Origin of the sequence: Burkholderia sp. RF4-BP95 (genome assembly GCF_001521985.1) — a bacterium.
Classification (GTDB): Bacteria; Pseudomonadota; Gammaproteobacteria; order Burkholderiales; family Burkholderiaceae; genus Burkholderia; species Burkholderia diffusa.
This window is the reverse complement of the sequence record NZ_LOSX01000069.1, coordinates 14,407-40,429: the sequence shown is the minus strand read 5'-3', so window position 1 is coordinate 40,429 and position 26,023 is coordinate 14,407. Positions and strand designations below refer to the sequence as shown.

The window sequence follows — 26,023 nt, the reverse complement described above, 5'->3', positions numbered from 1 at the left end:
CGAAAAGAGCAGCCCGCGGGCTGCTCTTTTTCATTGGCGATGGATCGATAAGGCCGCACGACGCGGCCCGCACGGCGGATCAGAACATCGCGACCCGGTGGCGCGCATGCGCGAACGTCGGATCGCTTTCGAGCGGCCGGTAGTTCAGGCGCTGCGACAGGTCGACCGCCGCACCGCACACCGCTTCGACGAGCCGTTCCTTCTCGCCGGCCTCGCCGATCTCCGAGCGCGGCACCGTCGCGGTGATCGCCGCGACGATCGCGCCCGAATGGTCGCGCACGGGCGCGGTCACGGCCGAGATGCCGCTCTCGAACGCGGCCTCGCTGACCGCATAGCCGAGCCGCGCGTAGTGACGCACGCGCTCGTACAACTCGTCGACGGTGCCAGGCGTGCGCTCGGTGAACTGTTCGAGCCGTTTTTCCGGATACAGCTGGCGCAACGCGTCGCGCGTGAGGTCGCCCATCAGCACATGGCCGTGCACGGTCGCGTGCGCGGGCAGCCGCGTGCCGACGTGCACCTTCACCGAACCGAACATCGACGTGTTGCTCTGCGCCTTCGCGACGAACACGACATCGCGCTGATCGCGGATCAGCAGGTGCGTCGACAGGCCCGTCGCGTCGCGCAGCCGTTCGAGCACGGGTGTGCCGAGATCGGTCAGTTCCAGCGAATTCAGGTATTCGAAGCCGAGCCGCAGCACGCCGACGCCGAGCCGGAAATAGCGGTCGCCGTTCACGCGCTCGAGAAAGCCGAGCGCCTCGAGCGTCTGCAGCAGGCGGAAGGTGGTCGTGCGCGGGATGCCGATGCGCTTCGACAGCTCGGGCGCGCCGAGCACCGGCTCGCGCGCGGAGAATTCGGCGAGGATCCGCAGCCCGCGTTCGAGGCCCGGGACCAGATACGACGACGCGCCGCCCGACGACTCGTCGTCGCCCGCGCCCTGCTTCGGTGCGTCGTGGTCGACGTCGTCGCCCGCTGTCGCGCGCGGCTCGCTTGCCGGCTTCGCCGGCGGTTTCGATGCGCCGCTCATCGTTGGATTGACCCTCTGCACATGGACGGAATGGAAGCGTTCACGAAAGACCCGCAATGCTTGATTATGGATTTTCGACCGGACCGGATCAACACGATCCGGCTCACGCGGCCGACGGCCCGATGCGCCCGACCGGACCGCCGGGGCGGCATATAGCCTGATGCGATCGAAAGAATAACAGCGATAGACAGGACTGCCCATCGGAACGTCGCCGGGTGCATCCGCGACCGGCGAACGTGGCGGCGGCTTGCGCGACGGGCGCCACGCAGGCACGCCACGCGATGCGTGACGTGCATCGGCGAAGCGAGGGAAACGGGGAAATCGGAAAGAAGGAGGAAAAGCGACCGGCAATGCATGACCGCGCCGATCCGCGAACGGGATCGGCGCGACGGCGTTCAGGCCGTCACTGCTGCGTCATACTCGGCGCGCGCGAGCTGGCCGGCGGCATAGGCGTCGGCTTCGCCGCGGAAGCCGTCCGTGCTGAATGCGACGACTTTCACACCGACGCCGGATGCCCGCTTCACCGTCAGCGCCCATTGCCATCCGCCGTCTTGTTCGAAGACGTGCAGCGAGGGTTCGAGGGATGAGTCCAGTACGGTCAAGGGTTGTGCTCCTGCCCTGCGCGTCGCATCGGCCACGCGTCGGGCATGTCGAAAAGATGCGCCGGTTCGCGGCGCGTTTCAGCCATTCGACAGTCTAGTCAAGGAATGTTGCGACGCACCATCAGGGCTTACACCTGCCTATCAGAACCCGGCGGTCGATGAAATCCACCTGAAATCCTTATGGCACGGGCCTCACGGGCCTATTTCCGCCGCGCGTACGCGACGTGTGCGGCAACGTGCCGCATGGACGGCAGATCAATTGGATCAGTTCAAAAACGGGTCGCGACCCCGGGTAGCAAATCATCCGATCGGCGCGCCTACCGGCCCGCCTCTGTCGTCACCACCCGCCGGAACGTCAGGTTGACCCGCTCGCCCAGCACGGCCGGCGCCTTCGGCACGCGATGCTGCCATTCGGCCTGCGTGCGACCGCGCATCACCAGCAGGCTGCCGTGCGTCATCCGATACGCATGCACGACGCCGGTCGCACGATGACGCAGGTCGAACACGCGCATCGCGCCAAGGCTCACCGACGCGATCACCGGCGCGTCGCCGAGCTCCGGCTCGTTGTCCGCATGCCAGCCGAGACTGTCCTGCCCGTTGCGATAACGATTGAGCAGCACGCTGTTGAAACGCGCGTCGCAGGTCGCCTCGAGCGCACGCTTCAGGTCGAGCACGGCCGGCGTCCACGGCGCGGGCACGTTGCGGATTCCCGAATACACGTAGACGGCGTCGGGCTCGCCCTGCCACGCGGTGAGCCGCGGCAGTGGAATGCGTCCGCGTGGCGTGCGGATCGTGTCCTGCCGCCACGCGACCTCGTCGATCAGCGCGGCCAGCACGCGATCGGCCTCGGCCGGCGCGAGCCAGTCCGGGTACCAGTCCACGTCGGGCGCGGGCGTATCGGCGAAAAGATCGGGCGTCGACATGTCGGAATCAGGCAGGCGTGAACGATGCGGGCGAACCATGTCTGCATGGTAGCCAACGGCGACGCGCGTCGCCATGCGCTGTCATTCCGGCGCGTCACACGCCCAAGCGCTCGAATCGCCGATCGCGAAGCCGGTGCGTTTTCGCGTGCCACGCTATCATCGCGCCGTGTCGCAGCGCGTCCTTATCCAGGACGCTGCGTTCTTCCGCAATGCCGGCCGGCGCGACCCGGCCGATTTCTTCCAGGACCCGCCATGACGCTCTCCGATTCCGCCCTCGACCAGCTGTTCCGCACCGCGCGCACCCACAACGCATGGCAGGACAAACCCGTCGACGATGCGCTGCTGCACCGGCTGATCGACCTGACGAAATTCGGCCCGACGTCGGCGAACTCGAGCCCCGCGCGCTTCGTGTTCGTCAAGTCGGCCGAAGCGAAGGCGCGCCTGAAACCGGCGCTGTCCGAAGGCAATCTCGCGAAGACGATGGCCGCGCCCGTCACCGTGATCGTCGGCATGGACTTCGCGTTCCACGAGCACCTGCCGCGCCTGTTCCCGCACGCCGATGCGCGCAGCTGGTTCGCCGGCAACGACGCGCTGATCGAAGCCACGGCGTTCCGCAACGCGTCGCTGCAGGGCGCGTACCTGATCCTCGCCGCGCGCGCGCTCGGCCTCGACGCGGGCCCGATGTCGGGCTTCGATGCCGCCAGGGTCGATGCCGAATTCTTCGCCGGCACCGCGATCCGCACCAACTTCCTCGTGAACCTCGGCTACGGCGACCCGGCGGGCCTGTTCCCGCGCAGCCCGCGCTTCGATTTCGACGATATCGCGCGCATCGTCTGACGCGCGCTAGCGGCCGCGCGCCAACCGGATCAGCGTGATTTCGGACGGCACGCCGAAACGGTTCGGCGGCCCCCAGTAGCCGGTGCCGCGGCTGGTGTAGAGCCACATCGCGCCGAACCGGTTCAGCCCGCCGATCACCGGCTGCTGCAGGCGCACGAACGGCGGCCACGGCAGGAACTGGCCGCCGTGCGTATGGCCGGACAGTTGCACGGTGAACCCGGCGCGGCTCGCCGCTTCCGCGCTGCGCGGCTGGTGCGCGAGCAGGATCTTCGTGGCGACGTCGTGCGGCGCGCCCGCCAGCGCCTGCTCGGGGTCGCTGCGATGTTCGGGATCGAACCCGCCCGCCGTGAAATCGGTGACGCCCGCGAGCACCGCGCGCGCGCCGTCATGCTCGATCAGCACGTGCTCGTTGAGCAGCACCGTCAAACCGATCCGCCTGAACTCGTCGATCCATGCATGCGCGCCGGCGTAATACTCGTGGTTGCCCGTCACGAGGAAGCTGCCGTGCCGCGACTGCATGCGGCCGAGCGGCGCCGTGTGCTCGCGCAGCCGCTTGACCGAGCCGTCGACCACGTCGCCCGTCACGACGACGAGATCGGCCTCGAGCGCATTGACCGCGCGCACGATCCGCTCGATATAAGGCCGCTTGATCGTCGGCCCGACGTGAATGTCCGACAGTTGCACGATCGTCAGCCCGTCGAGCGCGGCCGGCAGCCCGTCGACCGGAATCGACACGCGCTTGACCGCGGCCGTGCGGCGCGCGCCGACGAATCCGATCGCGCTGATCAGCACCGCGCCCGCCAGCACGCCGAGCGCCGTGTCGGATGCCGCGCCGCTCCAGGCGCCGTCATGCCCCAGATGCCGCCATGCGACGACGCCGAGCAGCACCGGCTCGCGCAGGAACGTCAGCACCAGCAGCGACGAAAAGAAGCCCATCGCGATCGAACCGGCCCAGCCGGCCAGCGTCGCGGGCCAGCCTTCGTCGAAGCGGCGCGAGAACATGCCGACCGGAATCAGCACAACGAAGCTCGCCAGCACCAGCGCCGCGATCGTGCGCGCGAGCGGCGACGCGAAGGCGTCGGGAATGATCCGCAGCCCGACGTACAAGTGGAACAGCACGCCGATCGCAATGAACCGGACAAAGAAACTTCGCATGGAACACTCTTCCTCGTTGCGGTACCGCTTCCGCGCCGCGCATCGGACGGGACCGTGCCGTCAGGCCTCGTCACACGTCACGCGTCGCGCTCTTCGCACGATGGTACACAGATACCGGCCGGCACGACCGGTCACGGCCAAGGCGGACGCACCGCGCGGCCCGAACGCGGATTCATCCGCGACTGCGCGTCAATTCCGCATTCGGCTCGCCGATTCCCGCTTCATCGGCAGACAAACGGCATCGGCCCGGTTTCGTCTGACGATCGTTTACAGTCCGCCAGCAACCCTGCCAGGGCATGCGCTGGCAGAATCGCGAACCGCCATCGATCGCACCGAAGCGCCCACCGGGCAGCCCCGTGCGGGCGGCAGGCACGCCGGGCATCGCTGGCGGACCGCATCGCGCTGATTTATGATCGGCTCCGTATCGCGGAATCGTCGTCGCGGCGACGGACCGCATTGCGCCGCGCCCGGCATTCACCCCCAACGTCGAGCTCGTCACACCATGAGAAAAACAACGCCGCGCGCGCCCCTGCGCGCCGCCGCCCTGGCGCCAGCCCTGCCGCTCGCGGGCTGCACGTCGCGCGGTGCGCCGTCGTACGTCCTGTTCGGCGCGTATTTCCCGCTCTGGCTCGTCAGCGCGATCGTCGGCATCGTCGGCGCGATCGTCGCGCACCGCGTGTTCGTCGCGACCGGCTGGGCCGCCACCGTGCCTTACCAGCTCGCCGTCTGCACCGCGATCGGGCTCGTGGTCGCCGTGATCGTATGGCTCGCCGGCACGGGGCCGTTCGCATGAAGGCCGCCGGCATCGCCCGCCCGTCCACGAAAGGCCGCGTGATCGCACTGGCGATCGTCGCGCTCGGCATCGCGGCGCTCGCGTACGCGTACCACCGCACGACGGCCTACCCGTCCACCGACGACGCATCGATCGACGCGGACGTGGTGCACGTCGCGTCGCCCGTCGGCGGCCGCATCGTGCAGCTCGCGGTACACGAAAACCAGCGCGTCGCGAAAGGCGACCTGCTGTATGCAATCGATCCGGTGCCGTACCGGCTGACGGTCGCGCAGGCGCAGGCCGATCTCGAGCTCGCGCGCGCGTCGCTCGACACGCGCCGCCGGTCGCTGATCGGCGAGCGCTCGAACGCGGCCGTGGCCGCCGAGCAGGTCAAGCGCGCGACGCAGAATCACGATCTCGCGACGCGCGACGTGAACCGGCTCGCGCCGCTCGCCGCGCAGGGCTACGTCAGCGCGCAGCAGTTCGACCAGGCGAAGGTCCGGCAGCGCGACGCGGCCGTGTCGCTCGCGCAGGCGCAGGAACAGCAGCGCTCGTCCGCGCAGACGATCGGCGACGACGCCGACGCGATCGCCACGCTCCATGCGCGCGAAGCCGCGCTCGCCCGCGCGCAGCACGCGCTCGACGATACGGTCGTACGCGCGCCGCACGACGGGCTCGTGACGGGCCTGACCGTGCTCGCCGGCGAAACCCTCGCGCCGAACCAGTCGATCTTCACGCTGATCGATGCGAGCGAATGGTTCGCCGTCGGCAATTTCCGCGAAACGTCGTTGAACCGCATCGCGGTCGGCGACTGCGCGACGGTCTATTCGATGATCGACCGCAGCCGCCCGCTGACGGGCAAGGTCGTCGGCATCGGCGCCGGCATCGCGGACAGCGATCGCATCAACCTGCCGCGCACGCTGCCGATCGTGCAGCGCTCGGTGAACTGGGTGCACGTCGCGCAGCGCTTCCCGGTGCGCGTGAAGCTCGACGAACCCGACGGCAAGCTCGTGCGTGTCGGCGCGAGCGCGATCGTCGAGGTCCGGCATGGCTCAGCCTGCCGCTGAAGTCCGCTCGCCCGGCCCGCGCGAAGTCCTGCGACTGCTCGCGCCGTTTCCGGGGCGCGCCGCGATGGCCGTGCGGGTCGCGCTGATCTGCGCGCTCGTCGTGCTCGTGACGAGCGGCTACGGCACGCCGGAAGCCGCGATCTCCGCCTACGTCGTGTTCTTCCTGAATCGCGGCGACCGTGTGACGAGCGTCGTGCTCGCGGTCGCGATGCTGCTGCTCGTCACGGTCGTGATCGCGCTCGTGATCGGCGTCGCGATCTTCAGCATCGAGTATTCGGTGCTGCGCGTCGCGTGCATGGCCGTGCTGTCGGTCGGGCTGCTGTATCTCACGTCGGCGAGCAAGCTGCGCCCGGTCGGCGCGATCCTCGCGATGATCGTCGGCTTCGGACTCGACGAGCTCGGCCTCGCGCCGGTCGGCGAAGCCGCGACGCGCGCGCTGCTCTACGCATGGCTGATGGTCGCGATTCCGGTCGGCGTCGCGATCGTCGTCAACCTGCTGATCGCGCCGTCGCCGCGCAAGCTCGCGCTCGCGCAGCTCGCGAAACGGCTGCGGCTCGCCGCGCGGCGGCTGCGCGGCGACGAGGACGCACGCACGGCCTTCGACGCGAGCCTGCGTGAAGGCGACAAGCAATTGCTCACGTGGCTCAAGCTGTCGACGCTCGAAGGCTCGACGCGAGCTGCGGATGCACCGGCGCTACGACAGGCCATCGCGTCGAGCACAGCACTGCTCGTCGCGGTCGCGCTCGCCGACCGGGAGCCGGACGCGAAGCTGCCCACCGCATTCGCGGAACCGGCCGCGGCGACGCTCGACGAAATGGCCGGCATCCTCGAACAGGGCGGCTATCCGGTCGACGTGACGCTCGCTCTGCCGCCTGCCGATACGCTGCCGCCGCTCGCGCGCGTCGTCGCAACCGACCTGCACGCGGCCGTCACGCATTTCGCCGAACCGACCGCACCGGCGATACCGGCCGCACCGGCCGCGGCACCGACCGACGCATCCGCTTCGCCGACGAACGCGCCCGCCGCACCGCCCGCGCCACGCGGCGGCTTCTTCCTGCCGGACGCCCGCACCAACCCCGACCACATCCGCTACGCACTGAAGACGACCGTCGCGGCGATGTTCTGCTACCTGCTGTATTCGCAGCTCGACTGGTCGGGCATCCACACCTGCTTCATCACCTGCTACATGGTGTCGCTCGGCTCGACGGCCGAAACGGTCGAGAAACTCACGCTGCGGATCGCCGGCTGCATCGTCGGCGCGCTGATCGGGACCGCGGCGCTCGTGTTCGTCGTGCCGGCGCTGTCGTCGATCGGCGAGCTGATGGCCCTCGTGTTCGTCGGCGCGTGGCTGTCCGCGTGGGTCGCCTTCGGTTCGCCGCGCATCGCGTACGCGGGCTTCCAGGTCGCGTTCGCGTTCTTCCTGTGCGTGATCCAGGGCGCAGGCCCCGGCTTCGACCTCACGCTCGCGCGCGATCGCACGATCGGCATCCTGCTCGGCAACGTCGTCGTGTATCTCGTATTCACACGCATCTGGCCCGTCAGCATCGGCAAGCAGATCGACGTCGCGTTCGCGGCGCTGCTCGACCAGTGGCGCCGTATCGCACAGGTCGTGCAGCCGGCCGAGCGCCGCACGCTCGCCGCTGAAGCCTTCGCGTGCCACGGCGCGATCGCGCAGGAACTCGGGCTGATCCATTGCGAACCGTCGTGGGTGCGCCCCGCCGCCGCGTGGCTCGCGACCCGGCGACGCGCACTTGCGGAACTCGGCGCGCTCGAAGGCCCGCTGTTCCTGCTCGCCGAACGCACGCCGGGCGATGCGGCGATCGGCGCGCGGCTCGCGCGCGTGGTCGAACTGCGCGACGGCGCCCCGGTTGCCGACGCCGTTTCGGCGCCACCGTCGACGACGGCAGACGCAGCAATCGCGCCGGCCGCCACCTCCACCGATCCTGCACGCGACGCGCTGCTCAACCTGATCGACACGCGGCTCGCGCACATCGCCGACGCCGCGCGTCCAGCCACCCCGAAGGAGCCTGCCCCTCATGCGCGTCCCTGAACCGCCGGCCGCGCCGATCGCCGCCACCGTGCTCGCGACCGCCATCGCGCTGACCGGTTGCGCCACGTCGTCGGTCGATCTGGCGCCGGAGGCGCCCGACCGCCCGTGGCAGCCGCAAACGTCGGCTGCCGGCGACATTGTGCCGGCGCCGCCGCTTGCCTCCGCTCAACGCGCGCCGCACGACTACACGCTGCCGGCCTCGCCCGCGCTCGCGTCGGTGTCGCCGCCCGCCGCGCTCGACGCCGCGCATCCGTACACGCTGCCCGAGCTGATCGATCTCGCCGAATCGACGAACCCGCTGACCCGCATCGCATGGAACGACGCGCGCAACGCCGCGCTCGCGGTCGGCATCGCGAAGGCCGCGTACCTGCCGAACCTGTCCGCGACCGCGATGGGCGCGTACCAGACGAGCCACGGCTCGACGTCGACGCTCCTCGGCGACGCGTCGAGCAACACGACCGTGCACGGCACGATCTCGGCGCTGTCGCTGCAATGGCTGCTGTTCGATTTCGGCGGCCGCGCGGCGCGCGTCGAGGCGGCCGAGCAGGCGTCGGTCGCGTCGAACGTCGCGTTCACGGCCGTGCATCAGCAGGTGATTCACGACGTGACCGTCGCGTATTACCGCTACGAAGCCGCCCGCTCGCGCGCGGCCAGCGCGCAGCAGGGCCTGGTGAACGCCGACGCGATCCTCGCGGCGTCGCGCGCGCGGCTCAGGCAAGGCGTCGGCACCGTCGTCGAACTCGCGCAGGCGACGCAGAATCGCGCGCAGGCGAATCTCGCGCTCGTGCAGGCGAACGGCGCGGAAAGCGACGGCTACCTCGCGCTGGTTTCCGCGCTCGGCATCTCGCCGCTGTCGAAGCCGTCGATCGCCGCGCTGCCCAAGCGTCCGCTGCAGCCCGCGCTCGCTTCGTCGGTCGACGCGATCGTGTCGGACGCGATCGCGCGCCGCCCCGACCTGCAGGGCGCGTATGCGCTCGAGCAGGCCAACCGCGCGAAGATCAGGGCCGCACAAGCCGCGTTCATGCCGAAAATTTTCCTGTCGGCCTCGACGTCGTATGCGAGCGGCGGCACGGCGATCACCGCGCTGCCCGCGATCGGCGACCAGGCGCCGACCGTGAACCTGAACGGCAGCCGCTACGGCGGCGGCGTGTTCCTCGGCGTGACGATCCCGCTGTACGACGGCGGCCTGCGCTCGGCGGTGCTGATGCAGGCGCGCAACGATGCGCAAAGCGCGTCCGCACGCCTCACGCGGACCAAGGAGGAAGCCGTCCGCCAGGTCGTCGCCGCGCAGAACGCGGTGCAGACGAGCCTCGCATCGCACGACGCGGCCAAGGCGCTCGTCGATGCCGCGCAGACGAGCTACGACGCGGCGCTGACCGCGTACCGCAACGGCGTCGGCTCGATCACCGATGCGACGATCGCGCAAAGCCAGCTCCTCGCGGCCCGCAATGCGGAGGTCGACAGCTATGCCGGCGCGCTGTCGGCTGCCGCCGCGCTCGCGCTCGCGACGGGGACGATCGGCGCGTCGCAATGACCGTCGCCGTGACGCACCGGCCGTTCGCGGCCGGCCGCCGGACGGGTTGACGCCTGCGCGGGCGGCCCACTAGAATGCCGCCCATCCTTCCTTCAGGAACCATCGTGGACAGTTGCAGCACTCCGTTGCGTGCGCCGCTTGCCGCCTGAACGCCTGTCCGACGCAGTTCTCCTGCCGCGGCTCGCGTTCCGCGACCCCGCACGCCCCCCGTTTCACACTGAATGACGCATTCGCGCGGTACAGTACCGCGCGATGACGGCCTTCGTGCCGCGTTCGGCCTCGCGCCGCCGCGACGCGGGCCGGCATGCGCACTTGGCACGGCAGGACAAACATGACTCTCGATTTCGCACTCCGTCTTTTCACTGCGTTCGCCTGCGGCGTCGCGATCGGCCTCGAACGCCAGATGCGGCAACGCACGGCGGGCCTGCGCACGATCACGCTCGTCGCGAGCGGCGCCTGCCTGTTCGTCACGCTCGGCGTGCTGACCGGCAACGGCGTGGCCGGCGTCACGCAGATCGCCGCTTACGTCGTGTCGGGCGTCGGCTTTCTCGGCGGCGGCGTGATCATGCGCGACAAGGGCTCGATCCAGGGCATCAACACGGCCGCGACGCTGTGGTGCTCGGCCGCCGTCGGCGTGCTGGCCGGCTCCGGTCACTTCGTGCCGGCGCTGGCCGGCACGGGCGTCGTGCTGCTCACCAACACGGTGCTGCGCGGCGTCAGCCAGGCGATCAACGCAACCCCCGTGTCGAACGCCGACCTCGTGCGCGAATACCAGATCACCGTGATCTGCCTGGCCGACGACGAAGTGCACATCCGCACGCTGCTGTCGAACGCGATGTATGCGAAGCCGCTGTCGTTCCAGAGCCTGACGAGCGAGGACGTGCCCGAGCAGCCGGACCGCCTGAAGGTGACCGCGACGCTGAAGCTGCACCCGAAGGATCAGCAGAAGCTCGAGCAGATCGCGAGCCGGATGAGCATGGAGAAGAGCATTTCCAGCGTGAGCTGGACCGCCAAGGAAGCGGAGCCGATGATGGAGTGAGCGGCGGCCGCCGGCGCGGTACGACCGCTCCGCCGCCAGCGCCGGGTCAGGGTGTATCGATGAGTCCGGCCGCGATCGCCTTGACGACCGCCTGGACCTTGTTGGTTGCGCCGAGTTTCTCGAGGATGTTGTTCACGTGGAAGTTGACCGTGCGCTCCGAGATGCAGAGGATCTGGCCGATCTCGCACGCGGTCTTCCCCTCGGCCGTCCAGCACAGCACCTCGCGCTCGCGCGCGGTCAGCGTGACGCTCGACTCGGGCGACAGCTTCGGCACCATGAAGCGGCTCATCAGCGAATGCGACAGGTTCGCGAGCCAGTTGGTCTGCAGCGTCAGCATGTTGATCTCGGCCGGCGTGAGCCGGTCCGCATGACGCGCTATGCTCAACAGCCCGAACGCGCCGCGCGCCGCCCAGCTCGACTGCGCGACGCCCACCGACAGCCCGTAATCGCGCGCGTCCTGCCACAGCGGGCACGGATCGATCCGGTCGACGTCCGGCCAGACGATCATGTTGGTGCTGAGCGCGCCGTCGCGAACCGTCGAATCGATCTCGATGTAGTTCTGCGCCTGATAGTGCGCCATCCAGCCGTCCGGATAAGTATTGAAGATCGCGACGGCCGGCTTCGACACCGGCAGCGGCACGCGAATGCCGTAACAGCAATATTCGAAGCCGAGGCGTTTAGAATAAGCGGCGATCCGCTGGAAGAGCTGCTGCTCGTCTTCCGCGGCGCTGAATTGTTGGTAGGCATCCTGCCAGCGCAGTTCCATTCGTTCTCCGACAACGTTACGCTGTCATACCTGTCAGGTGCCAGCACCGGTTCGGGGCTGATACATTCCGCGCATGACTTCACCTTTGTTGCATCCGGTCCGCGGCCCGTCTCCGGACGGCTACGTGCGCCTGTCCGAAAGCGCACTGGCCGCGCTCGTGCTCGACCACGTCGCAAGCGGCCTCGATGCATCGCTGCTCGCGGAACTGCGCGACAGCGCCATCGACGCGCGCCTGGCCGGCTATACCGAATGGCATCGCCCGGCCAGTGCCGGCGTCGCATACCTGACGGTCGGCTGGGACTGGTATCTCGAGCGCGCGACGGGCGCGTTCGTGATCGCGGGCGGCGACGTTCGCAGCAACATCATGGCCGTCGATGCCACCGGCGCCGACCTCGGCATGTTCCGCACCGCCGCCGTGCTTGCCGCGCGGCTCGTACACGTCGACTGGGCGGCCGCGGTCGCGTCGTCGCTGCTCGGTCGCAACGACGCCTATCATGCCGGTCCCACGCTCCAGTGACAACCGGCCGCGCTTTCCTCTGACATTTCCGCAAGACTGGCGCTCTTTATAAGCAAAAGCCGCCCGTATTTCAATCCCGCCGATCAAGAAACCGATACCACCGGTCGAATGGTATCGGCCTCCCCTCACCCTGTAAGAGTTACCAGTTACCGCCCCCTCGGGACGCGCGATGTAATGCGTGCATACCAAAGTACAGATCCGAGGACACCATGCGGACCTTCGTTCACGAGGAAGGGCGGTTGCCACACGAACTTGCAGCGGATCTCGGGCGCTATCGGCGCCGCGTGTTCGTCGAGCAGCTCGGTTGGGCGCTCCCGTCGGCGAACGAAAGTTTCGAGCGCGACCAGTTCGATCGCGACGATACGGTCTACGTGTTCGCGAGAAACGCCGGCGGCGAAGTGTGCGGATGTGCGCGCCTGTTGCCGACCACGCGCCCGTATCTGCTGAAGTCGCTGTTCGCCGACCTGATCGCCGACGACGTCGCGCTGCCGCAATCGGCAGCCGTCTGGGAGCTGTCGCGGTTCGCGGCGACCGGCGACGAAGGCGGTCCGGGCAATGCCGAGTGGGCCGTCCGCCCGATGCTCGCCGCGGTCGTCGAATGCGCGGCGCAACTGGGCGCGCGGCAGCTGATCGGCGTCACGTTCGCGAGCATGGAAAGGCTGTTCCGCCGGATCGGCGTGCACGCGCACCGGGCAGGCCCCCCGAAACCGGTGGACGGTCGTCTGGTTGTCGCGTGCTGGATCGATATCGATCCGCAAACGTTTGCCGCACTTGGAATCGAGCCGGGACGGGCCACCCGGCAGGCCATCGCCGCCTGAGCCGGAACGCGCGTAGTCCGGCCGGGCGGCATCGTAACGAAGGAGAACCACCGTGGACCAGTCTCAGGTCTTTCGCGCGATGATGCCCGGGTTGACGGGTGCCGGCGGCGCCCGCATCGCAGTCACCTACCCGTCGTTTCCGCGGCCGCTGCCGCTCGTTCGGCTCGATCGCCACGGGCTCGTGTTCCGGGCGGCCGGCGCCGCACCGCTCGTGTGCGGGTTGCCGTGCGCGGCGACGCTGCTGGTTGCGGACGAGCCACTCTGCTCGCTGCGCCTCGTGATCCGCGACGTCGCCGCTGTCGGCGACGGCCGGCACGACCTGACGATGCAGCCGTCCGGGGCCGCCGGCGACGAACTGCTGTGGCACGCGCTGCGCGACCGCGAACCATACCGGCAGATCGGGCAGCCGCTTGCGCCCGTCGATGCTGCCTTGGCGCCGAACGGCGAGCCGCAGGCCGTCGGCGGCGCCGCGCAGCATCCGTCGCGCAGTGCGGCGTTCCGTCTGCGCTGCCACAGCGATGCGCTGTTCTTCGCCGACTGGCTCGAATATCACTTCGACGAGCTGCGCGCGCTGTCGCAACGGCACGGGCCGCAATTGCAGCTCAAGCAGCTGCAGCGGCAAGTCACCGACGATGAGGTGGGCGTGCGCTTCGTCTACGACATCGACGGACACGCGACGCGGCACGCGCTGACCGACTGCGCGCGAGAGGCCTGCGCCTGGATCGAGACGGAAATGCGCGACAAGTACGCGGTGCCGGTCGCGCAGGAGCGGTTCGGCGCGTTTGCCGCGCACGCGCGGGCGGGCGGAATGTGAATGCGCCGGCGGCTTCGCGGTTACGCGAAGGCCGCCGCACCGAGGGACACCGTTTTTTCGGCAGGACACTGCGGGACACCTGCACGGACTGGATGGCGCGCCGCTCCCCCCTTGTCGGGAAGGTCCGGCAGCGCTGCGTTGCACAATTACAACTAGGGCTTGCCAGCCCTCGGGTTTTCCCTTAAAGTCACATCCGTCTCCTCCATGTCTCCAAACATGGATTCAGCCCGCTCCAGTAGCGGGCTTTTTCTTGCCTGCGCGATTTATGAGGGCCGCATCAAAGCGCCCTATCATCCGCGCGCAGCACGCGCGGGCCTGCCCCAGCGGCTTACCATCGGCGAACGGCTTACACACAGCCGATGTCGTCATGCACGCCCACCTGTGTATTGCCCGTCCCGTTGCCGACTTCGCCAGTATCAAACGCAAGTACCGCGACGCGTTCGAGATGCTTGGATGCATGCGCATGCGCCGCCGCGCACGGCTTCATGCGAGTGTCGTCATTCAATCTGTATTGGATGCATCCGGACAGACATTCGAGGACGCAGACGGCTACCGGATCGTGCTGCGCGGAGTGGCGTGACGGGCACGGATGCCCGGGCCGTTACGTGCTGACGTGGCCGTCGAGACGAACGGACGTTGCGTGCTTGACGAACACCACATGCTGCCGCAAGGCATGTCCCCGCGGCAACGCAGGATGATCGAAATCGCGCAAGGGCTGTCGCGCCATCCCGAGCCGCTGCGCCACGTGCCGCGATCGCAGGTTGGCGGCGGCCGTCCACGCGAAGATTTCGCCGAGCCCGATCCGGCCGAATCCGTCGGCCAATACCGCGGCGGCCGCTTCGCCAACATGTCCATGCCCCCACGATGAGCGGGCCTGGCGCCATATGATCTCGACACACGGCGCCATCGGGTGCTCGTCGCGAACTTCGCGCGACAAACCGCAAAGCCCGATCAACGCGCCATCCGCACGACGCTCGATCGCCCACACACCGAAACCGTGCGCATCGAAATGCGCTTCGAAGCGCACGATGGTGGCCTCCGCCTCATCGACGGACATCGGGCCACGCGCGAGCCACGCGGTCACATCGGGATCCGCATGCATTGCAGCCAGCGCACCGGCATCGTCCGGTCGCCAGCGACGCAAAGTCAAACGTTCGGTTTCAATCTGCAATGGCGGGTTCAACCGTGATCGGGACATGCAGAAGGCACGGGATGCGCCGGCCCGTGCGCACGCAATTCTCGCAGCGAACGAACAAGCCCGAAGGCGCAGCTGCGAGATGAGTCAATCGCGAGCGCCACCTGCGCCGGCAAGGAACGTCGACGGCCGCAAGAACCGGCGACAGGAATTGAATGCAGCGCGACGCGTCGTCCCGCCCGTCGTTCGCCGAATGAGCGTTCGACGCCCGCGCTCAGGCGCCAGCGCGTCGAATGCGATTACTCGTTTTCTTCGAAGTAATGCCCAAACTTCGCCTGCTTGGTCCGGATGTAACGCTCGTTTTCCTCACGCACGGGTACCGCGAGCGCCACGCGTTCGCAGACGGGAATGCCGTGCTTCACGAGCGTATCGAATTTCTTCGGGTTGTTGCTCATCAGTCGCACCGACGTCACGCCGAGGATCCGGAGGATCGCTGCGGCCGAGTCGTATTCGCGGGCGTCGTCGGGCAAGCCGAGGTCGAGATTCGCCTCGACGGTGTCGCGCCCCTGCTCCTGCAACGCGTATGCACGGATCTTGTTGCTCAGGCCGATGCCGCGCCCTTCGTGGCCGCGCAGATATAGCAGCACGCCGCGGTCTTCCGCCGCGATGTAACGCAGCGCGAGGTCGAGTTGCTCGCCGCAATCGCAGCGGTAGGAGCCGAACACGTCGCCGGTCAGGCATTCGGAATGAAGCCGCGTCAGCACGGACTGCTCGCCGGTGACGTCACCCATCACGAGCGCGAGATGTTCGGCATCGCTGCCCGATACGCGGAAGGCGTACGACGTGAACGTACCGTAGCGCGTGGGCAGCGACGCCGTGGCGACGAGCGTCACGCACTCGTCGGCCTGGCCATTGCCCTGCGTGGGCGATTGGGGACGCGAAGACATCATGAATTCAATCGAAACGATCAGGAATGTAGGAATTGTGTGGATGGTGCGTGACCGGAGTTTACCGCTAATCTGGAAACGTCACGCGACTGCCGCAACGGGCCCGGCTATACTGGGCCCGTCGGGTGCCGCGCATCACGCCCTGCCTTCCCTGCATCGTCCCGCACACGGAGAAAGCAAATGAGCACGACTGTCGCGCAAATTCTCAAAGCCAAGCCGGATTCCGGCCGCACGATCTACACCGTCACGAAAGCCGATTTTGTCTATGACGCCATCAAGCTGATGGCGGAAAAGGGAATCGGCGCATTGCTGGTCATGGACGGCGACGACATCGCGGGCATCGTCACCGAGCGCGATTACGCGCGCAAGGTCGTGCTGCAGGACCGTTCGTCGAAGGCCACCCGCGTCGAGGAAATCATGACGGCCAAGGTGCGCTACGTGGAGCCGTCGCAATCCACCGACGAGTGCATGGCGCTGATGACCGAACACCGGATGCGCCACCTGCCCGTCCTGCAGGACGGCAAGCTCATCGGCCTGATCTCGATCGGCGACCTCGTGAAGAGTGTGATTGCCGACCAGCAATTCACGATCAGCCAGCTCGAACACTACATCCACGGCACCCCGACGGTCACGTCCGCCTGACCCATCCCAGCAAAAAAGGCCCAAACGCGCGAGCGTCTGGGCGGGAAAGCCGCCGGAATGCGGCGACGGAGGTTCTGCTCTGCTGACGCGGACGCGCGCGAGTGGCGCGCGCCCCGTCGGTCACATGCTGTGCGCGGGCAGACCCGGGGATGTTCAGTTGCCGAAGTAGACGGAGTTCACGGGATTCGGGGCTTCACGCGTCATGCGGCGGCCCGACTGGCCTGCGCCCGTCGCCACCGCACCATAGCCGCTCGTGTCGGCTTGGGCGAGCATCGGCTGATTCGGCTGGCTCCGTTGTTCTGCGGCCTGGATGTTCTGCGGATATTGCGCATCGCTCGCGAGCGGCTTGTAGCCGTTCTGTTCGAGTTGCACGAGTTCGGCCCGGACCTGATCGCGGGTCAAGCCCTGCTCGGACTGCGCGAACGATGCGATCGGGGCGGCAAGGACGGATGCAGCGATCGCTGCGTAGATGATCGACTTCATGATGGACCTCCGAAATATGTTCTCTTTTGGCGTCGCTTCCGGCGGGACTGTCTGAAGCGATGGATCAAGTGTAGTGCTCGCGATACCAAGGGGAAACCCTTGGTTTGAACATACAGCGTTGCATTTTCGGAAAAAATAGACGGCTGTCGTCGCGCAAGATCGCGATTACTTCAATCATTTCCACAACAATGCCTGACGAAAAGCCGACAGCCTGATCACCGACTTGGAAGGTTGTGTTGTAGAATCGAAAGGTTTTATTCGCCTGTCGATACCCCATTCACCATGCACGCGCCCACGCCTCTTTCGCTTTCGCTGTCCGGCCCGTCCGGCGTGCGCGCGCGCGCCGGCCACCCGGCGCACCCCTGCCTTCGACGCACGGCCCAGGCACCGCTCGCCCCTGCCCGGCGCCTGATCTGACAGCACGGCCTCCTCCCGGAGCCAGGTCAGACAGGCTCCGGGCGATCCCCATAGGCACGCCACGCCTGCCCCATGCCGATCATTTGGAGAACTGCCATGAAACAACGCCTTTATCAGTTGACCGAACTCGACGTCGCTCGTCTCGAGAAGCACGCCGAACACAACCCGCGCTTCCAGACGATGCTCGACACGCTGCTCGAGCGCGCGGACATCGTGCAGCCCGACGCCATCAAGTCGAACGTCGTCACGATGAACTCGCAGATCACACTGCTCGACGAAGCGTCCCAGGAACAAGCCACCTGGACGATTGTTTATCCGGATGCCGCCAATCTCGAACTCGGGCGCCTGAACGTGTTCTCGCCGGTCGGCATGGCGCTGCTGGGCACGCAACGCGGTCAGCTGGTGAAAGTGCTGCAGCCGAGCGGCGCTGAAAAGCTGATGAAGGTCGCGGCGATCGTGTTTCAACCGGAAGCCAACGGCGAATACACGCGCTGAGCCATCTGCGGCGGGTATCGCCCCGCAACTGCGCACAACGAGAAAAGCGAGGCACACGCCTCGCTTTTTTTGCATCCGGAGGATGCGAATCGCCGACACCTCGCTCCACAGACGAAAAAAAGGCGCCCGAAGGCGCCTTTTTCGATGCTGCGTAGCTGGTTACCCAGCCGTCACGCTTAGAAGCGGTGACGCAGGCCAACCGTTGCTGCGGTTTGGTTGATCGACGAGCTTGCCGGCGTCGTGTTGTCGCCGTTGTAGATCGACGTGCCGATCGCGTTGCCCTTCGCACCACGCTGGTACACAGCTTGTGCGTACACGTCCGTGCGCTTCGACAGCGAGTAGTCAGCTTGCACGCCGAACTGGTTCCAGTGCGAGCTGCCACCGTCGACCTTCGTGTTCGTGTACGTGTAAGCTGCGCCCAGGCCGAGAGCCGGCGTCAGGTTGTACTTTGCGTTGACTTCGTAGTTGTCCGTGCGGAACGCGCCGGTCAGGCCCGGGACGTTATCGATACGCGATTGCGTCCATGCAGCACCGACTTGTGCCGGGCCGAATGCGTAGCCAGCACCAGCACCGTACGTACGGATACGGCCTTGCGAAGCGATGTTCGTCGCGCCGTTGGCGTTGGTACCGTCACCGAGGTTGGCTTGCGAGTACGCTGCACCCAGCTTCAGGCCTTGGAACTGGTACGACAGACCGCCGCTGTAAGCACGGTTGTTGCCGAAGTTCTGGTTGTTCGAGAACGAGTACGTGCCGCCGAACTGCAGGCCAGCGTAGTTAGCGCTCGTGAACTTGACCGAGTTGTTCAGCGAGACGTCGCCGTTCGTGCTCAGGCGGTCGTTGTTGCCGCGGTGCGCGAAGTACGTGCCGCCCCACGTGCCCGTTGCCGTCAGCGGCGCCAGGTAGTCTTGCGTTGCGTCGTACTGCTTGCCCAGCGTGACCGTGCCGTACTGGCTCGACAGGCCAACGAATGCTTGGCGGTTGAACATGCCGCCGTTGTTGCCCAGCTTGCCGTTACCGATGCCGAAGCCGCTTTCCAACGTGAAGATTGCCTTCAGGCCGCCACCGAGGTCTTCCGAGCCACGCAGGCCGAAACGGCTCTGGTCGATGCCCGAGCCCATCGACCACAGCGACTTGCCGTTGACGTTGCTTTGGTAGGTGATGCCTGCGTCCAGCACGCCGTACAGCGTGACGCTGCTTTGCGCGTGAGCGACGGTAGCGAACGATGCTGCAGCTGCTGCAACGATCAGAGTCTTGTTCATTCGTGGAGCTCCCTTCTAAAAAGAGGCAGGTCTCGCGACCTTGTTCATAAACGGTCTGCAACCGCCCGGGAACGCCATCGGTCCTTCTGGCCGCGCCCGGATAGTTGCCCGTTTGGGAACCGTGAGTTTAGGGGTGTACCCTAGGGCCGCGATCTGCAAATAAAGAAATAAGCTTTTCCAGAACTAGAAATAATGAAAGTGGGCGCACCTTATAAGTATTTGTTTTAACGTCTTTTTTTTACTTATTGACGGATGCTTTTTGGAGGCTTTCATCGCACCATTCTTTCGTGTCATCGTCTTGACGGTTGCATAGAAACAACAAGCGGAATCGATGGAACCACGCAAAACCGGTAATTTTTACCCGAATCAGTCTCAAATACTGGGCCCGCCCGCCTGAAACGCTGCGACCAAACTGTAAACACGCGGCGGTGCAGCCGTTGCCGCCCCTGTTGGACCATCAGCGCCTGCAGAGTGGGATCGGTGACGGGCGCCTCCGGCTGCCCGCAGGTCGTCGTGACATGCGGTAACAGCCTTAACGCCCCGCGTAACCCGGCCCCGCGACCAGCCAGCTAACGTAAGGCAGCCCGATTACATATTAGATAGAGGACTCGCCATGAATCGACGCTCGCTGTTGCGCGCCATCGGACTGACCGCGGCCGTCGCCGCCACCGGCGGTTGGCTGCGCACCGCCTCGGCCCAACCCGCACCGCCCGGGTATCGGCCTCCCGGACCGCCTCCAGGCCCCGGCAGGCCGCCTTATTCCGATCGCCCGGGCTTCGCGCCGCCCGCACTGCGACATGATCGCCGGCCACCGCCGCCGCGGCCGCATGGCTATATCTGGACCGACGGCTACTGGCGCTGGCAGCGCGGCCGCTATATATGGGTGCCCGGACGCTGGGTCGCTCGCCGCCCCGGGCGCAGGTGGGTGCCTGGATACTGGCGTCGCCAGGGGCGAGTGTGGGTCTACGTCGACGGTACCTGGCGATAAGTCGCCCGCGCCGGCCATCGGCCGGCGCGGTGCCGCTGCTTCCACGGCCTTGTCGATCGACACGCCGCGCCGTCCTGCATACGAATCGACCGACCGAGCGGAGGCGGATCGCCGGCCACGACAGTTCATATCCGTCATACGCCGATCGCCGCTCGCGCGTCACACCCTTCGCGACGCCACGTGCGCAAGCAATTCGCTCAAGACATTCGGATAACGAAATCATCCGATGCTGCCGCAACACACGCATACAGTCGCGGATCGCCACACGCCCGCACGCCACTCAACGCCCGTTGCTCTCCAGCTCGCACGCACGGCGACGTGCGGCGCATATCGCACGATGATGTTCGTCGGCCCAGCGGATCATCGCGTCCATCGGCGTCAGGAATGAACGCCCGAGGTCCGTCAGCGCATATTCGACGCGCGGCGGCACCTCGGCATACAACGTGCGACTGACGAAGCCGTCCTGCTCGAGCCGCTTGAGCGTGCGCGACAGCATCTGCTTCGATACGTCGCCGATCGCGCGGGAGAGTTCATTGAAACGCATCGTGCCGCCGGACAGCGCCTCGAGCACGAGCAGGCTCCATTGGTCGCCGATGCGCTCAAGCACATCGCGGATCGGGCACGGCTGATCGAGTTCGACGGATTCGTCGGCGGACGTAAACGGCATGACGGGATTCTCTTTCACGGGCGATGCACGGTCACCGCGGCGTGACCTGCTCACACCGCGGTGACTTCTTGTGACGGGGTCGCGGCAACTGTACCATTCGATCGACTCGATGGCCGCACGGATTTTCAAGTTCTGCGAAGCATGCGGATGCGCACAGTCGGCACTCCTTCGCCCGCCGATGATGACGATCGGCGTCATCCGCGATCGCGCACCGTGCGCCGACCCACGAATCCCCAGACAAGGAACCCGCCACATGTCACCGCTCCGCTCCCCCGTCCGCGCCGTTGCCGCGTTCGTCCTGCTTGCCGCATCGACCGCCGCGCCGGCCGCCGGTCATGTCACGCGCGACCTGACCGCCGAGGAAGCCAACCGCCAGCTCGTGCTGACGTTCTACGACCGCTTCTTCAACAAGCACGAAGCGGTCGAGGCTGCCGCCGTCGTCGCCGACGACTACAAGCAGCACAACCCGCACGTACCCGACGGCAAGAAGCCGTTCGTGTCGTACTTCGTCGACGCGTTCCAGAAGAACCCCGAATCACACGCGCAGATCGTCCGCAGCTCGACCGATGGCGACCTCGTCTATCTGCATGTGCATGCGACCGAGCGGCCGGGCGATCGCGGCGACGCGGTGATCGACATCTTCCGCGTGAAGGACGGCAGGATCGTCGAGCACTGGGACGTGATCCAGTCGGTGCCCGAAAAGGCCGCGAACGCGAACACGATGTTCTGATCGGGCGGGCCGTGCACCGATGCGCGGCCGACTTCGCGACACGGCGCTGCCCGGCACGCACGAACGCCCCTACATCGGGCTTCGCCGTCACGCCCGCCCGACCGCCCAGGGCCGTCGTCCGTCTGCGCACGGCTCGAGCCCGCCCGCGCGCATCAGGCGACGTCGAGCGCGAGCACCTGCCCTGTCGTCAGCACGTCGCCGAACGTGTCCGACAGCGCGGCCAGCGTGGCGCGGTGAAGGTCGCGGTGCGACACCGTGCCGCCGTCCGCGACATCGAGGTCGCGCGTCGCGCACGCATCGTCGACGACGATCACCGCGTAGCCGAGGGGCACGGCATCGCGGGCCGCACCGGCAACGCACGCATGCGTCATCAGCCCGGTGACGATCAGCGTGTCGATGCCGGCCGCCTGCAGGCGCGCGTCGAGGTCCGTCGTCGGAAACACGCTCACCGACGTCTTCTTCACGACCGCGTGATGCGGCGCCGGCTGCAGGTCCGCATGAAAGCGGAAGCCGTCGCTGCCGTCGGCGAAGAGCGGGCCGCCGGCCGCGCCGACGTGCTGGACGTGGAATACCGGGATGCCGGCGCGATCGGCGAACGCGATCACGCGTCGTGCATTGCCCAGCGCGCGCGGCCCTTCCGGAATCGGCAGGCGGCCGCTGAAATATTCGTTCTGGAAATCGATCACCAGCAGCGCGGTGCGGGCGGCGTCGATCGACGTCGGCGCGCTCGCGCCGGCCAGGGTACGGATGGTCGGATGTTGCATGGGTCGCTCTCTACTCAAGGTTGGCACATCGAACGAAACGGCGGCCCGGCAAGGCCCGCGCCACCGCACGCAGCCTTGCGGCAGGTCGCCGCCGTGCGTGGGCTGGCCTGCCGTGACCGCGAGGCGCCAGTGTCGTGCCGTGCGGCCCCGCGCGACAGCGGCCCGCAGGACAACGTCCGACAGGATCGGGCCAACCTGCCGCAGCCGTCTGCGACAACGCGGCCGCGCGCCCTTAGCGCACCATCGTCACGAAGCTGAGCGGAAAGCCCGAGCCGCCGATCCACAACAGCCCGGTCTCGCCGAATACGGGCAGCAGGTTCGTGAGCGGCTCGCCCGAAAACTGCGGGCCGACGGTCAAGGCCCCGAACGCGCGACAACGCGCAGACTCGCCCATTCGCTTCTCCCCCACCGCGCCGCGTCCCCGCGGCTAGTCCGTTTGGATGGCACGAAGCGCCACGTTTATTGCCATCATGGCCGTCATTCGTCGCATCCCGCATGCCGAATCGAACGGCGCCGCGTACGCTCGCGCCCCCGCCACGGAGACACCATGAACGCCCCTGTCCTCGGCCCCGTCGACCAGATCGGCTATGTGGTCGCCGATCTCGACCGCAGCATCGCGCGCTGGCGCGCCCGCCACGACGCGGGCCCGTGGACCGTGTTCCGCGACGTGCGTCTCGACGGCCGCTACCTCGGTGAAACGGTGACGGTCACGATGGATGTCGGGCTCACATATCTCGGCGGCGTGCAGATCGAACTGATCCACGTGACGAACGATGCGCCGTCGCCATACCGCGACGCGCACGGGCAACCGCTCGCGGGCCTGCATCACGTCGCCTGGGTGGTCGACGATCTCGATGCCGCGGTGGCGCGGCTCACGGCGCGCGGCCTGCGCGTCGTGTTCGAAGCGCGCAACCCGGCCACGCGCGTCGCCTACCTCGACGACGCCGACGACCCCGGCGTGCGCGTCGAAGTGATCGAAAGCGCCGGCATGCGCGACATGATCGCGCGCGGCATCGCCGAAGCACGCGCATGGGATGGCGCCGATCCGGTCCGCATCATCGACGCGCCGGCCGCCGCATGAGCGGGCTCGTGCGTCCCCCTTCACTCACAGGAGCAACACGATGAAACGACTCGAAGGCAAGGTGGCGCTGATCACGGGTGGCGCCCGCGGCCAGGGCGAGGCGGAGGCACGCCGGTTCGTCGCCGAAGGCGCACGCGTGGTGATCGCCGACGTGCTGGATGACGCCGGCCAACGCGTCGCGGCCGAACTCGGCGACGCCGCACGCTACCAGCATCTCGACGTGACGAACGAAGACGACTGGCACACCGCCGTTCACGCGACGCTCGCGCACTTCGGCCGGCTGGACGTCCTCGTGAACAACGCGGCGATCCTGAAGCTCGTTCCGATCGAGTCCTGTTCGCTCGACGACTATCGCAGGGTGATCGACGTGAACCAGGTCGGCTGCTGGCTCGGCATGAAATCGGCATTGGCCGCGCTGAAGGACGCGGGTGGCGGCTCGATCGTCAACGTGTCGTCGACGGCCGGGATGGAAGGCGTGGCCGGCGGCAGCGCGTACGTGTCGAGCAAGTTCGCCGTACGCGGGATGACGAAGGCCGCCGCGCTCGAGTTCGGCCGCTATGGAATCCGCGTGAACTCGGTCCATCCGGGCGGCATCGACACCGTGATGGCGCGCCCGCCGGAATACGCCGATTTCGACCCTTCGTCGATCTACAGCGGGCTGCCGATCGCGCGCATCGGCAAACCCGACGAAGTGGCGAGCCTCGTGCTGTTTCTTGCGTCCGACGAATCCGCGTATTGCACGGGCTCTGAATTCATCGTCGACGGCGGAATGCTCGCGGGCAGCACGTTCCACTGATCCGCGACGGGGTCGACGGGCAGGTCCGGCCGCTCATCCGCACCGGCCATCAAGCGTCCGAAAACGACCATGCCGCCGGCGGCTTTCCCGCGCGGCGGCACGATGGTTTCCGAAACGAAGCAGCCAACGATGCGGCGCTCAATACCCCTTCGGCTGGATCGCCGGCGCGCCGACAGCACGCGCCGCCTGCCCGCCGCCGCGCACCAGGAAGCGTCCGTTCGGGCCGTACACGCCGTCCGCTTCCGGATGCATCGTCAGCAGCACGAAATACAGCAATCCACCGACCATCAGCGACACCGGCACGCTGAGATCGAGCCCGCCCGCCAGGGCGCCGAGCGGCCCGACGAACTGGCCCGGCAGATTCACGAACGACAGCCCGATGAACGCCGCCGGCAGCCACGCGCCCATCGCGCGCAGGTTCCAGCCGTGCGTGAACCAGTAGTGGCCGCCGCGCAGCCCGCGATTGAATACCTGCAGGTCGTCGGCGAGATAGAAGCCGCGACGCGTCACGTAGCCGATCACCATGATCGCCATCCACGGGCAGCTGAACGTGTCGATCAGCGTCGAGAACGTCGCGACGCTTTCGACGAGGTTGAACCAGAAACGCCCGACGAAGATGAACGCGATCGCGATCGTGCCGATCAGCAGCGTCGCACGCACACGGTTCAGGACGCGCGGAAACATGCTCGACACGTCGAGGCCCGTGCCGTACAGCGCGGTCGTGCCGGTCGACATCCCGCCGATGATCGCGATCAGGCACATCGGCAGCAGAAACCAGCGCGGCGACACGGCGAGCAGCCCGCCGACGTAGTCGTTCGACGCGATGAACGCGGGCGCCTTCGACGCGATGATCGTCGCGGTCGCGAGGCCGAAGAAGAACGGCACGAAGGTCGCGATCTGCGCGGCAAACACTGCGCCCATCACGCGCCGCTTCGGCGTCTGTTGCGGGATGTAGCGCGCCCAGTCGCCGAGCGTCGACGCGAACGACACCGGGTTGCTCAACGCGACCAGCACCGCGCCGACGAACGCGGCCCAGAAACCCGCACTGCCCTGGCTCAGCGTGCCCGCATAGTTCATGTCGAACATTCCCGCGAACGCGAACAGGCCGGCGACGAACAACAGGCTCGCCGCCCACACGGCGATCTTGTTGACCCACAGCATGAAGCGAAAGCCGTAGATGCAGACGATCAGCACGAGCACCGCGAACACCATGTACGCGGCGCCGAGCGTGAAGCCGTTGACCGGCACGCCGACCATGTTGTGCGCGCCGCCGACGAGCGCATCGCCTGAACTCCACACCGCGAGCGAGAAGAACGCGATCGAGGTGAGCAGCGCGAGGAACGAACCGACGATCCGGCCGTGGATGCCGAAATGCGCGCCGGACGACACGGGGTCGCTCGTACCGTTGCGCGGACCGAACAGGCTCATCGGCGCGAGGATGCAGGTGCCGGCGAGCACGCCGAGCACGATCGCGCACACGCCCGCCTTGAACGACAGCCCGACCAGCACGGGGAAGCTGCCGAGCACCGACGTTGAAAACGTATTGCAGCCGCCGAACAGCAACCGGAACAGATCGATCGGACGTGCATAGCGCGATGCGTCGGGAATCCGCTCGAAACCGAACGATTCAACTTGCGTAATCCTGCCTTCAGCCATTTGTCTCCAACTCCTCTGGTGCATCGGTACGGCCAGCGACTTCGG

29 protein-coding genes are annotated in these 26,023 nt (G+C 67.2%); 16 read left to right on the top strand and 13 right to left on the bottom strand.

Going from position 1 to position 26,023, the window contains the following annotated elements; translation table 11 throughout:
* Positions 1–79: 79 nt before the first annotated feature.
* From WS46_RS22920 to WS46_RS22910, 3 genes are all read right to left on the bottom strand, one after another.
* Entirely contained in the window at positions 80–1,024 is a 945-nt protein-coding gene (locus WS46_RS22920) for an IclR family transcriptional regulator (protein ID WP_059691863.1), read from the bottom strand.
* A 395-nt stretch (positions 1,025–1,419) separates the two neighbouring features.
* The gene (locus WS46_RS22915) at positions 1,420–1,626 is read right to left on the bottom strand and encodes a hypothetical protein (RefSeq protein ID WP_044843168.1); all 207 of its coding nucleotides are present in this window, start codon (positions 1,624–1,626) and stop codon (positions 1,420–1,422) included.
* Between the two features lie 317 nt (positions 1,627–1,943).
* On the bottom strand, positions 1,944–2,549 hold the full coding sequence (locus WS46_RS22910) for an alpha-ketoglutarate-dependent dioxygenase AlkB (RefSeq protein ID WP_059691862.1): 606 nt from the start codon (positions 2,547–2,549) through the stop codon (positions 1,944–1,946).
* Positions 2,550–2,801: 252 nt separating this feature from the next.
* Between WS46_RS22910 and WS46_RS22900 the strand changes: the two genes are divergently transcribed.
* A complete protein-coding gene (locus tag WS46_RS22900; protein WP_059691861.1) occupies positions 2,802–3,386 on the top strand; it encodes a malonic semialdehyde reductase in 585 nt (194 codons plus the stop codon).
* 6 nt (positions 3,387–3,392) lie between these two features.
* Here WS46_RS22900 and WS46_RS22895 read toward each other — a convergent pair whose 3' ends face one another.
* Positions 3,393–4,541: a metallophosphoesterase gene (locus WS46_RS22895; protein ID WP_059691860.1), complete on the bottom strand. Its 1,149-nt coding sequence runs from the start codon at positions 4,539–4,541 to the stop codon at positions 3,393–3,395.
* Positions 4,542–5,043: 502 nt separating this feature from the next.
* On the opposite strand from WS46_RS22895, the gene WS46_RS22890 reads away from it, so the two are divergent.
* From WS46_RS22890 to WS46_RS22870, 5 genes are all read left to right on the top strand, one after another.
* A complete protein-coding gene (locus WS46_RS22890) occupies positions 5,044–5,334 on the top strand; it encodes a hypothetical protein (protein WP_059526483.1) in 291 nt (96 codons plus the stop codon).
* Positions 5,331–6,380, top strand: coding sequence for a multidrug transporter subunit MdtN (gene mdtN / locus WS46_RS22885; protein WP_059526486.1), 1,050 nt, complete (start codon positions 5,331–5,333; stop codon positions 6,378–6,380). Before WS46_RS22890 ends, mdtN begins: the two co-directional genes overlap by 4 nt.
* Entirely contained in the window at positions 6,361–8,430 is a 2,070-nt protein-coding gene (locus WS46_RS22880; RefSeq protein ID WP_059691859.1) for an FUSC family protein, read from the top strand. Before mdtN ends, WS46_RS22880 begins: the two co-directional genes overlap by 20 nt.
* Entirely contained in the window at positions 8,417–9,964 is a 1,548-nt protein-coding gene (locus tag WS46_RS22875) for a TolC family protein (RefSeq protein WP_059691858.1), read from the top strand. The genes WS46_RS22880 and WS46_RS22875 overlap by 14 nt, the downstream gene beginning before the upstream one ends.
* Before the next feature lie 331 nt (positions 9,965–10,295).
* Positions 10,296–11,003 carry an MgtC/SapB family protein gene (locus WS46_RS22870; protein WP_059526501.1) on the top strand — a complete coding sequence of 236 codons (708 nt, stop codon included), beginning with the start codon at positions 10,296–10,298 and terminating at the stop codon, positions 11,001–11,003.
* Between the two features lie 46 nt (positions 11,004–11,049).
* Here WS46_RS22870 and WS46_RS22865 read toward each other — a convergent pair whose 3' ends face one another.
* Positions 11,050–11,769 (bottom strand): autoinducer binding domain-containing protein, encoded by a 720-nt coding sequence (locus WS46_RS22865; RefSeq protein ID WP_059526503.1) that lies wholly within the window; start codon positions 11,767–11,769, stop codon positions 11,050–11,052.
* A gap of 73 nt (positions 11,770–11,842) precedes the next feature.
* Here WS46_RS22865 and WS46_RS22860 point away from each other — a divergent pair, with 73 nt between their 5' ends.
* The 4 genes from WS46_RS22860 to WS46_RS35590 all read left to right on the top strand — a co-directional run bounded on the left by WS46_RS22860 (position 11,843) and on the right by WS46_RS35590 (position 14,498).
* Positions 11,843–12,286, top strand: coding sequence for a DUF4902 domain-containing protein (locus WS46_RS22860; protein ID WP_059691857.1), 444 nt, complete (start codon positions 11,843–11,845; stop codon positions 12,284–12,286).
* A gap of 209 nt (positions 12,287–12,495) precedes the next feature.
* Positions 12,496–13,104, top strand: coding sequence for an acyl-homoserine-lactone synthase (locus WS46_RS22855; RefSeq protein WP_059526508.1), 609 nt, complete (start codon positions 12,496–12,498; stop codon positions 13,102–13,104).
* A 52-nt stretch (positions 13,105–13,156) separates the two neighbouring features.
* Complete coding sequence (locus WS46_RS22850) at positions 13,157–13,918, top strand: hypothetical protein (protein ID WP_179949181.1); 762 nt, start codon at positions 13,157–13,159, stop codon at positions 13,916–13,918.
* Between the two features lie 367 nt (positions 13,919–14,285).
* Entirely contained in the window at positions 14,286–14,498 is a 213-nt protein-coding gene (locus tag WS46_RS35590; protein ID WP_156443173.1) for a hypothetical protein, read from the top strand.
* Between the two features lie 21 nt (positions 14,499–14,519).
* On the opposite strand, the gene WS46_RS22845 is transcribed toward WS46_RS35590, so the two are convergent.
* Together WS46_RS22845 and ribA are read right to left on the bottom strand one after the other, a co-directional pair.
* Positions 14,520–15,089, bottom strand: a complete 570-nt coding sequence (locus tag WS46_RS22845) for a GNAT family N-acetyltransferase (RefSeq protein WP_257130043.1) — start codon at positions 15,087–15,089, stop codon at positions 14,520–14,522.
* 263 nt (positions 15,090–15,352) lie between these two features.
* Entirely contained in the window at positions 15,353–16,003 is a 651-nt protein-coding gene (gene ribA / locus WS46_RS22840) for a GTP cyclohydrolase II (RefSeq protein ID WP_059468449.1), read from the bottom strand.
* A 177-nt stretch (positions 16,004–16,180) separates the two neighbouring features.
* Here ribA and WS46_RS22835 point away from each other — a divergent pair, with 177 nt between their 5' ends.
* Complete coding sequence (locus tag WS46_RS22835; protein WP_059468448.1) at positions 16,181–16,642, top strand: CBS domain-containing protein; 462 nt, start codon at positions 16,181–16,183, stop codon at positions 16,640–16,642.
* Positions 16,643–16,795: 153 nt separating this feature from the next.
* Here WS46_RS22835 and WS46_RS22830 read toward each other — a convergent pair whose 3' ends face one another.
* Positions 16,796–17,125: a DUF4148 domain-containing protein gene (locus tag WS46_RS22830; protein ID WP_059526514.1), complete on the bottom strand. Its 330-nt coding sequence runs from the start codon at positions 17,123–17,125 to the stop codon at positions 16,796–16,798.
* 513 nt (positions 17,126–17,638) lie between these two features.
* Here WS46_RS22830 and WS46_RS22825 point away from each other — a divergent pair.
* The gene (locus WS46_RS22825) at positions 17,639–18,037 is read left to right on the top strand and encodes a GreA/GreB family elongation factor (RefSeq protein ID WP_059526516.1); all 399 of its coding nucleotides are present in this window, start codon (positions 17,639–17,641) and stop codon (positions 18,035–18,037) included.
* A gap of 176 nt (positions 18,038–18,213) precedes the next feature.
* Here WS46_RS22825 and WS46_RS22820 read toward each other — a convergent pair whose 3' ends face one another.
* Positions 18,214–19,296: a porin gene (locus WS46_RS22820; protein WP_059691854.1), complete on the bottom strand. Its 1,083-nt coding sequence runs from the start codon at positions 19,294–19,296 to the stop codon at positions 18,214–18,216.
* 613 nt (positions 19,297–19,909) lie between these two features.
* Between WS46_RS22820 and WS46_RS34370 the strand changes: the two genes are divergently transcribed.
* Positions 19,910–20,284 (top strand): YXWGXW repeat-containing protein, encoded by a 375-nt coding sequence (locus WS46_RS34370; RefSeq protein ID WP_082725381.1) that lies wholly within the window; start codon positions 19,910–19,912, stop codon positions 20,282–20,284.
* A 280-nt stretch (positions 20,285–20,564) separates the two neighbouring features.
* Here WS46_RS34370 and WS46_RS22815 read toward each other — a convergent pair whose 3' ends face one another.
* Positions 20,565–20,951, bottom strand: a complete 387-nt coding sequence (locus tag WS46_RS22815) for a helix-turn-helix domain-containing protein (protein WP_059691853.1) — start codon at positions 20,949–20,951, stop codon at positions 20,565–20,567.
* A gap of 253 nt (positions 20,952–21,204) precedes the next feature.
* On the opposite strand from WS46_RS22815, the gene WS46_RS22810 reads away from it, so the two are divergent.
* On the top strand, positions 21,205–21,681 hold the full coding sequence (locus tag WS46_RS22810; RefSeq protein ID WP_059691852.1) for a nuclear transport factor 2 family protein: 477 nt from the start codon (positions 21,205–21,207) through the stop codon (positions 21,679–21,681).
* A 152-nt stretch (positions 21,682–21,833) separates the two neighbouring features.
* On the opposite strand, the gene WS46_RS22805 is transcribed toward WS46_RS22810, so the two are convergent.
* Both WS46_RS22805 and WS46_RS35585 read right to left on the bottom strand, forming a co-directional pair.
* Positions 21,834–22,445 (bottom strand): cysteine hydrolase family protein, encoded by a 612-nt coding sequence (locus WS46_RS22805; protein ID WP_059691851.1) that lies wholly within the window; start codon positions 22,443–22,445, stop codon positions 21,834–21,836.
* Positions 22,446–22,677: 232 nt separating this feature from the next.
* Positions 22,678–22,839 carry a hypothetical protein gene (locus WS46_RS35585; protein WP_156443172.1) on the bottom strand — a complete coding sequence of 54 codons (162 nt, stop codon included), beginning with the start codon at positions 22,837–22,839 and terminating at the stop codon, positions 22,678–22,680.
* A gap of 153 nt (positions 22,840–22,992) precedes the next feature.
* Here WS46_RS35585 and WS46_RS22800 point away from each other — a divergent pair, with 153 nt between their 5' ends.
* Both WS46_RS22800 and WS46_RS22795 read left to right on the top strand, forming a co-directional pair.
* A complete protein-coding gene (locus WS46_RS22800) occupies positions 22,993–23,526 on the top strand; it encodes a VOC family protein (protein ID WP_059691850.1) in 534 nt (177 codons plus the stop codon).
* A 40-nt stretch (positions 23,527–23,566) separates the two neighbouring features.
* Complete coding sequence (locus tag WS46_RS22795) at positions 23,567–24,322, top strand: glucose 1-dehydrogenase (protein ID WP_059691849.1); 756 nt, start codon at positions 23,567–23,569, stop codon at positions 24,320–24,322.
* 138 nt (positions 24,323–24,460) lie between these two features.
* On the opposite strand, the gene WS46_RS22790 is transcribed toward WS46_RS22795, so the two are convergent.
* Positions 24,461–25,978, bottom strand: a complete 1,518-nt coding sequence (locus tag WS46_RS22790; protein ID WP_257130042.1) for a cytosine permease — start codon at positions 25,976–25,978, stop codon at positions 24,461–24,463.
* Positions 25,979–26,023: the final 45 nt, after the last annotated feature.

Excerpts from the sequence above, each read along its gene's own strand:
- WS46_RS22900 (WP_059691861.1), top strand. The coding sequence starts at position 2,802 with ATGACGCTCTCCGATTCCGCCCTCGACCAGCTGTTCCGCACCGCGCGC.
- WS46_RS22860 (WP_059691857.1), top strand. The coding sequence starts at position 11,843 with ATGACTTCACCTTTGTTGCATCCGGTCCGCGGCCCGTCTCCGGACGGC.
- WS46_RS22810 (WP_059691852.1), top strand. The coding sequence starts at position 21,205 with ATGTCACCGCTCCGCTCCCCCGTCCGCGCCGTTGCCGCGTTCGTCCTG.
- WS46_RS22895 (WP_059691860.1), bottom strand. The coding sequence starts at position 4,541 with ATGCGAAGTTTCTTTGTCCGGTTCATTGCGATCGGCGTGCTGTTCCAC.
- WS46_RS35585 (WP_156443172.1), bottom strand. The coding sequence starts at position 22,839 with ATGGGCGAGTCTGCGCGTTGTCGCGCGTTCGGGGCCTTGACCGTCGGC.
- WS46_RS22825 (WP_059526516.1), top strand. The coding sequence starts at position 17,639 with ATGAAACAACGCCTTTATCAGTTGACCGAACTCGACGTCGCTCGTCTC.
- WS46_RS22920 (WP_059691863.1), bottom strand. The coding sequence starts at position 1,024 with ATGAGCGGCGCATCGAAACCGCCGGCGAAGCCGGCAAGCGAGCCGCGC.
- WS46_RS34370 (WP_082725381.1), top strand. The coding sequence starts at position 19,910 with ATGAATCGACGCTCGCTGTTGCGCGCCATCGGACTGACCGCGGCCGTC.
- WS46_RS22830 (WP_059526514.1), bottom strand. The coding sequence starts at position 17,125 with ATGAAGTCGATCATCTACGCAGCGATCGCTGCATCCGTCCTTGCCGCC.
- WS46_RS22805 (WP_059691851.1), bottom strand. The coding sequence starts at position 22,445 with ATGCAACATCCGACCATCCGTACCCTGGCCGGCGCGAGCGCGCCGACG.
- WS46_RS22815 (WP_059691853.1), bottom strand. The coding sequence starts at position 20,951 with ATGCCGTTTACGTCCGCCGACGAATCCGTCGAACTCGATCAGCCGTGC.
- WS46_RS35590 (WP_156443173.1), top strand. The coding sequence starts at position 14,286 with ATGCACGCCCACCTGTGTATTGCCCGTCCCGTTGCCGACTTCGCCAGT.
- WS46_RS22865 (WP_059526503.1), bottom strand. The coding sequence starts at position 11,769 with ATGGAACTGCGCTGGCAGGATGCCTACCAACAATTCAGCGCCGCGGAA.
- WS46_RS22835 (WP_059468448.1), top strand. The coding sequence starts at position 16,181 with ATGAGCACGACTGTCGCGCAAATTCTCAAAGCCAAGCCGGATTCCGGC.
- WS46_RS22890 (WP_059526483.1), top strand. The coding sequence starts at position 5,044 with ATGAGAAAAACAACGCCGCGCGCGCCCCTGCGCGCCGCCGCCCTGGCG.
- WS46_RS22790 (WP_257130042.1), bottom strand. The coding sequence starts at position 25,978 with ATGGCTGAAGGCAGGATTACGCAAGTTGAATCGTTCGGTTTCGAGCGG.
- ribA (WP_059468449.1), bottom strand. The coding sequence starts at position 16,003 with ATGATGTCTTCGCGTCCCCAATCGCCCACGCAGGGCAATGGCCAGGCC.
- WS46_RS22875 (WP_059691858.1), top strand. The coding sequence starts at position 8,417 with ATGCGCGTCCCTGAACCGCCGGCCGCGCCGATCGCCGCCACCGTGCTC.
- WS46_RS22880 (WP_059691859.1), top strand. The coding sequence starts at position 6,361 with ATGGCTCAGCCTGCCGCTGAAGTCCGCTCGCCCGGCCCGCGCGAAGTC.
- WS46_RS22795 (WP_059691849.1), top strand. The coding sequence starts at position 23,567 with ATGAAACGACTCGAAGGCAAGGTGGCGCTGATCACGGGTGGCGCCCGC.
- WS46_RS22800 (WP_059691850.1), top strand. The coding sequence starts at position 22,993 with ATGAACGCCCCTGTCCTCGGCCCCGTCGACCAGATCGGCTATGTGGTC.
- WS46_RS22910 (WP_059691862.1), bottom strand. The coding sequence starts at position 2,549 with ATGTCGACGCCCGATCTTTTCGCCGATACGCCCGCGCCCGACGTGGAC.
- WS46_RS22820 (WP_059691854.1), bottom strand. The coding sequence starts at position 19,296 with ATGAACAAGACTCTGATCGTTGCAGCAGCTGCAGCATCGTTCGCTACC.
- WS46_RS22870 (WP_059526501.1), top strand. The coding sequence starts at position 10,296 with ATGACTCTCGATTTCGCACTCCGTCTTTTCACTGCGTTCGCCTGCGGC.
- mdtN (WP_059526486.1), top strand. The coding sequence starts at position 5,331 with ATGAAGGCCGCCGGCATCGCCCGCCCGTCCACGAAAGGCCGCGTGATC.
- WS46_RS22855 (WP_059526508.1), top strand. The coding sequence starts at position 12,496 with ATGCGGACCTTCGTTCACGAGGAAGGGCGGTTGCCACACGAACTTGCA.